General features: G+C 69.7%; 1 protein-coding gene. It reads left to right on the top strand.

The features are described from left to right. Nucleotides 1-6,533, top strand: a 6,533-nt coding sequence (locus ACI0FO_RS29300) for an amino acid adenylation domain-containing protein (protein ID WP_416032078.1), incomplete at both ends; no start/stop codon positions are given.

Raw genomic sequence — 6,533 nt, 5'->3', positions numbered from 1 at the left:
CAAGGCGTGCGCGAAGCGGTGGTGGCTGCCGTTGAAGGCCCGGGTGGCGGGCAACGCCTGGTGGCCTATGTCGCGCCCGTGGCCGACACCGACAAGCTGCGCGCCGCGCTGGTTCGCGAGTTGCCGGATTACATGGTGCCGTCGCGCATCATCGCGCTGGACGCCTTGCCGCTTAGCGTCAACGGCAAGATCGACCGCAAGGCCTTGCCAGCCCCGGTGTTCGATGATCAAGCCGACGCCGCGCCGCCAGAAGGCCCGACGGAAACCGCCATCGCCGCTATCTGGGCCGACGTGCTGGGCTGCGCCACCGTTGGCCGCGATGCCAACTTCTTTGAACTGGGCGGCGACTCCATTCTTAGTTTGCAGATCGTGGCGCGGCTGCGCCAGGCAGGGTGGGGCATCAACCCCCGCGACGTGTTCGAGCATCAGACCGTTGCACGGCTGGCCTTGGCAGCGCAGCCCATTGCCAGCCCGTCCGAAAGCCGCCGCACGCTGGCTGTCGGCGAAGCGCCGTTGTTGCCGATCCAGGCCGAATTTTTCCGGCAAGCCATGCCAGTGCGCAGCCACTGGAATCAGGCCGTGTTGCTGACGGCATCCGACCCGCTGGACGAATCCGCCTTGCGCGCGGCACTGGCGCAGCTGGTCGCGCATCATGACAGCCTGCGGCTGCGCTTCTACGAGGCCTGCCAGGGCTGGACCCAGCGCTACGCCGAAGACGATGTGCCCGCCGACCTGCTGTGGACCGCGCACGCCACCGATGCCGAGGAATTGGCCGCCCGCTGCAACGAGGCCCAGCGCAGCCTGACGCTGTCGCAGGGGCCATTGTTGCGGGCGTTGGCGGTACGCATGGCCGACGGGACAGAACATTTGCTGCTGGTGGTTCACCATCTGGTGGTCGACGGCGTGTCATGGCGCATTCTGCTGGAAGACCTGCAGGCGGCGTATCAGGCGGCGCGGCAGGGCGGACAAACGCCGCTGCCGGCCAAGACGGCACACTACGGCGAATGGACGCGGCACGTCGCAGGGTTGCCGGCGCGGCTTGATGCCGCCGAACGGGAATACTGGCAGCGCCTGGCTCAGGATGGCACGGCAAGCGCGGGCCCCGCGTGGTTGGCGGACGCCATGCGCCTACCCGGATGCGAAGGCGAACGAGAGCAACTGGGCTTCACCTTGGATCCGGCGGCCACGCAAGCGTTGTTGCGGCAAGCGCCGCTGGCCTATCGCACGCAAATCAACGACATCCTGCTGACCGCGCTGGCGCAAGCCCTGATGCAACAGAGCAGCTCGGACGCGGCGGAAGGCTCCAAACCGGTCCGTATCGATATCGAAGGCCATGGCCGCGAGGCCGGGCATGACGCGCCCGACCTCTCGCGCACGGTCGGCTGGTTCACGACGTTGTATCCGGTGGTGCTGGACGCTCGCGGCGAAGCGGGACAGGCGCTCAAACGTGTGAAAGAGACGCTGCGGGCCGTGCCGCGCAACGGTCTGGCCTACGGGCCCTTGTACGGCGCGTCGCATCGGGCGGCCGGCGTGCTGTTCAACTATCTGGGCCAGTTCGACGGCAGTTTCCATGGCGGCGGATGGCAGCCGGCAGGGCAAGCGCCGGGCGCCACGATGGATGTCGGCGCGCCGCTATGGCATGCCTTGTCGGTGGAGGGCCAGGTATACGACGGCCGTCTGGCGATCAGCTTCGGCTTCAGTGGGCAGCGCCTTGATCGGGCGCGCGTGCAAGCGCTGGCGGACGCATACCAGGCGGCGCTGACCGCCTTGATCGCGCATTGCGCGGCGGGTCCGCAAGGCGTGACGCCCTCGGATGTGCCGCACGCGCGCCTGAGCCAAAGCCAATTGGACGCCTTACCCATTCCGGCGGCGCGCCTGGAGGACCTGTCGGGTCTGTCGCCCATGCAGGCCGGGATGCTGTTTCACACGCAATTCGATCCGCGCGGGCAGGCCTACGTCATGCAACTGCGCGCGGACATCGGCGGTCTGGATGCGCAGCGCTTTCGCGCGGCATGGAGCCAGGCGCTGGCTTGCCATGCGGCATTGCGCAGCGGGTTCGTGGCCCATGGCGGCGACTGGCTGCAATGGGTGGCTCGAGATGCAGCGCTGCCCTGGTCCGAGCATGACGGCCGCCCCGTGCCGCCGGCATCCCGGGATGCCTGGATCGACGGTATTGCGCGGGCCGAGCGCGACGCGGGATTCGACCTGGCCCAGCCGCCGCTGATGCGCTGCGCGCTGGTGCGCGGGTCGGACGACGGGTGGACCTTTCTGTGGACCTGCCACCACCTGCTGCTTGACGGCTGGAGCGCGTCGCGGCTGCTGGGCGACGTGTTGCGGGCCTACCAAGGCCAGGCGTTGACGGCGCCGGTGGTGCGCTACCGCGACTATCTGGCGTGGCGCGACAGCCGCGACGAGGCAGCGACGCAGGCCTTCTGGGAGGGGGAAACCCGCGCACTGGAAGCGCCGACGTATCTTGCGTCCGTGTTGGGCGGCGGCGACGCCGACGCGCCGCAGGTCGGCCATGCTGAATGGATCCAAGTCCTTGATGGCTCGCAAACCGCCGCAGTCACGCGGCTGGCGCGCGACGCGCGCGTGACCCTGAACACGGTATTGCAGACGGGCTGGGCGCTGGTGTTGCGCCGGTTGCTGGGCCGGGAGATCGTGGCGTTCGGCGCGACGACGTCAGGCCGGCCAGCGTCGCTGCCCGGCGCGCACGAGATGCTGGGCCTGTTCATCAACACGTTGCCCGTTATTGCCGAATTGCCGTCTGGCAGCCGCGTGGCGGACAGCCTGCGCGCGCAGCAAACACGCCATGTGGCCGCGCGCGACCACGAGCATGCGCCGCTGCATCAGGTGCAACGTTGGGCGGGCGCTGGCGGCCAGGCATTGTTCGATACGCTGCTGGTAGTCGAGAACTTCCCCATCGACGCGGCGTTGCGCGATGCCGAGCCGGCCGGCCTGCGGCTGGGCGATGTCGCCATGCACAGCGGGAACCACTATCCGTTGACCGTGCGCGCGCTGTTGGAGGCGGCGTCCGGCCAGACACCCGCGTTGCGGCTGGAGTATCTGTATGACCCGCGCCGCGTTTCCGCGGCGGCCGTCGGGCGGGTTGCCGACGCGTATGCCCGGGTGCTGCAAGCGTTGGCGGCCAATCCTGACTCGACGTTGGGTCAGATCGGCCTGACGGCGGCGGATCGGGCCTGGCACCGGGCCAGCGGCGAGACGGATGCTGCCGCCCGCGCGGCCGTATCCGTGATGGCGCGCTATCTGGATCAGGTGCGCAACCGTCCGGACGCGCCGGCGGTGCGCGACGCCGCGCAAGCCTGGACCTATGGCGAACTGGACCGCCGCGCCCGCGCATTGGGGCAGGCGTTGCGGGCGCGCGGCGTGGGGCCGGAGGCCCGGGTGGCGGTGCTGGCCGAACGGTCGTGCGCCAGCGTCCTGGGCCTGTTGGCGTCCTGGCACGCAGGCGCCGCCTTCGTCCCGCTGGATCCGCAGTTGCCCGCCGAGCGGCTCGCTTTCCAATTGCGCGATAGCGGCGCGACGGTGTTGCTGGCGCACGCGACGCCCGATTGGGCGCAGGGCGTGGCGGTGCTGGGGTTCGACGCGACCGCGGTCGGGGATATGCCGGCTGGCCAACCGCCGGCGCCGCACCCCGATCAGGCGGCCTATCTCATCTATACATCGGGCTCGACCGGGCAACCCAAGGGCGTGGTCGTGCCGCACGGCGCGCTGGCCAATTACGCCATGGCGGTGGAGCAGCGTTTTGGCGTCGCGCCCGTGGCCAGCATGGCGATGGTGTCTACGGTTGCCGCCGACCTGGGCCACACCGTGCTATTCGGCGCTCTGTGCCAGGGTAGCGAACTCCATCTGCTGGATGCCCGGCTGGCGTTCGATGCTGACGGCTTCGCCGAGTATATGCAGGCGAACCGGATCGACGCGCTGAAGATCGTTCCGGGACATTTGCAGGCGCTGTTGGCGGCAACGCACCCCCAGCGTGTCTTGCCCCGGCGTTGGCTGGCGTGCGGCGGCGAAAGCCTCGGCGCGGCCTTGCTTGAACAAATACGCACGCTACGGCCCGACTGCCAGGTGTTCAATCACTACGGCCCGACGGAAACCACCGTGGGTGCGGTGGCCGGGCGGGCCGAGGCGCTGGCCGACGGCCGGGTGCCGCTGGGCCAGCCGCTGGACGGCCTGCGCGCCTATGTGCTTGACGAGGCGTTGCAGCCGCTGCCCGAAGGGTTTCCGGGTGATCTCTATCTGGCGGGCGCGGGCGTCGCGCGCGGATACCAAGGCCGTCCTGACCTGACCGCCGACCGCTATGTGGCCGACCCGTTCGTGGCCGGCGCCCGCATGTACCGAAGCGGCGATCGCGTGTCGCGCCTGGCGGATGGGCGCTTGCTATTCCTGGGGCGTGGCGATGACCAGGTCAAGATCCGGGGCTATCGGGTCGAGCCGGGCGAGGTGGCCGCGGCCCTGCGCCGGATCGGCGGCGTGTCGCAGGCCGAGGTCGTGGCCGTGCCTGCGGCGGATGGCCGCTTGCAGCTGCACGCATACGTGGCGGGTGCGGCTTGCCCGTCTGGCGAGCGCTTGCGCGACGCGTTGGCGGCGTTTTTACCCGATTACATGGTGCCTGGCGGGTTCACGCAATTGGCCGGTTTGCCCCTGACGGCCAACGGCAAGGTGGACCGCCGGGCGTTGCCCGCGCCGGGCGCGGCGTTGGCCGGCATGGCCGGTCAGGAAGCGCCGCAAGGCGACGTGGAGCGCGGGCTGGCGTCGATCTGGTCCGAGCTGTTGGGCGGGGTGGCGATTGGCCGTGATGGCAATTTCTTTGAACTGGGTGGCGATTCCATCCTGGGCCTGAAGATGATCGCACGCGCCCGCAAGCAAGGTATGCGCATCGCGCCGCGTCAACTGTTCGATACACCGACATTGCGCGCGCTGGCTGCGGCCGCCGCCGCCGGCGATGGCCAGACGCCGCCGCCTGCGTCAGGCTCGCAGGCGATCGGTTCGCGGACGGACAGCCCGCAGCCGATGCCGGCGCAGCCAATTGCGCCGCTAACGATCACGGCGTTGGACGAGGCCGCGCGCGCCCAGCCCCAACCGCTGTCTTATGCGCAACGGCGGTTGTGGTTCCTGTGGCAGCTTGACCCGGAAAGCCGCGCGTATCACATCGCGGGCGCGCAACGCTTGCGCGGGGCGTTGTCCGTCGACGCCCTGCAGGCTGCGCTGGACACCCTGATTGCCCGCCATGGCGCGTTGCGCACGGTGTACCGGGAAGGGGCGGGCGGCGAGGTACGCCAACAGGCCTTGCCCGCCAAGCCGATGCCGCTGCCATGCCTGGATGTGGGGCTGGACGATGCGCGGCTGCGCCGCGAAGCCACGGCCCTGGCGGCACGGCCCTTTGACCTGGCGCAAGGGCCGGTATTGCGGGCGGCCTTGTTGCGCCGCGCGGCGGACGACCATGTGCTTGTCATCGTGATGCACCATATCGCCGCCGACGGCTGGTCGCTGCAGCGCTTGCAGGACGAGCTGGCGCATTGCTATGACGCGCTGTCACGCGGCGCCGCGCCTGCGCTGCCGCCATTGCCGTTAGCGTATGTGGACTATGCCGTCTGGCAGCGCCAATTGCTGGCGCAAGGCGAGGGCGACCGGCAATTGGCGTATTGGCGCACCGCACTGCCCGACGACGATCCTGGTCTGCTCTTGCCCGGCCGCCGTCTGAGCGCGGCCGGTGCCCGTGCGGGCAGCCTCCGGGCGACGCTGGCGTCGACGCAGGTGCAGGGCTTGAAGGCGGCCGCCCAGGTTGCGGGCACGACGTTCTTCGCCGCCATGCTGGCGGGCTTGCAGGCGACGCTGCATCGGCAGACGGGGCAAGAGGCGGTGCGGGTAGGGGTAGCGACGGCCAATCGGCATTGGCCGGGCACGGAAGACCTGGTCGGCGTATTCGTCAACACCCAGGTCATCCCCAGCCGGGCGCGCGCGGGCGTCACGCTGGGCGAGATGCTGCACGCCGCGGCCGAACAGGTGCGCCAGGCACAGCGGCATCAGGATCTGCCGTTCGAGCAATTGGTCGAAGCCCTGCAACCCGCGCGCGACAGCGGGCGGCACCCGTTGTTCCAGATACTCTTTAACCACCAGCGTGTCGACCGCCGCGCGCCGGATCGTTTGGGCGCGTTGGAGGTCAACGAGTTTCCCCTGGCCGATGTTGCGCCGCAGCTTGAACTGGCGCTGCACAGTACCGAATGGGAAGACGGCCGCGTGGAATTGAACTGGGTGTACGACGCGGACTGCTACCCGCCCGAGGCGATCAGCCGTCTGGCGCAAGACTATCTGGCGACGCTGGCCCGGTTGACCGAGCGGCCGGATGAGCGATTGGGCGATGGGGAAAGTGGCTCGCCGGCAGGCGCTGCCTTGCTGGCGCAAGGCAACGGCGGCGGCGCGCGCAGGGTGCCGAGCGTGCCGGAGCAGTTGGCGGCGCAGGCGGCGGCCACGCCCGACGCGCCGGCGTTGGCGATGGGCGGTGTCAGCCT

Source organism: Achromobacter marplatensis (assembly GCF_049060505.1).
In the GTDB taxonomy this organism is placed as follows: domain Bacteria; phylum Pseudomonadota; class Gammaproteobacteria; order Burkholderiales; family Burkholderiaceae_B; genus Achromobacter; species Achromobacter marplatensis_A.
This window is presented reverse-complemented; position numbering and strand designations above follow the sequence as displayed.